The following is a 318-nucleotide window of genomic DNA, read 5'->3' as shown; positions in this document are numbered from 1 at the left end:
GTTCTCGACCCTGACCTGGGATCAAGGCACCGAAATGGCCGAGCACGCCCGCTTCACCATCGCCACCAACTGTCCGGTGTTCTTCGCCGACCCGCACTCTCCCTGGCAACGCGGCAGCAACGAGAACCTGAACGGGCTGATCCGGGACTTCTACCCCAAAGGCACCAACTTCAACACCATCACCGACACCGACCTCGCCGAAACCCAACGCCTGCTCAACATCCGCCCCCGCAAAACCTTGAACTTCGCCACCCCAGCCGAGAAACTCGACGAATACCTACAAGGTGTTGCACTCACCAGCTGAAACCACCAACCACC

The 318-nt window shown here is 60.1% G+C and carries 1 protein-coding gene; it reads left to right on the top strand.

The features are described from left to right. A partial coding sequence (locus AB4079_RS19435) for an IS30 family transposase (RefSeq protein WP_441788975.1) occupies positions 1–304 on the top strand: 304 nt, incomplete at its 5' end. Positions 305–318 lie beyond the last annotated feature (14 nt).

The organism is Leifsonia sp. 2MCAF36, from assembly GCF_052115525.1.
Taxonomy (GTDB): Bacteria; Actinomycetota; Actinomycetes; order Actinomycetales; family Microbacteriaceae; genus Leifsonia.
This window is presented reverse-complemented; position numbering and strand designations above follow the sequence as displayed.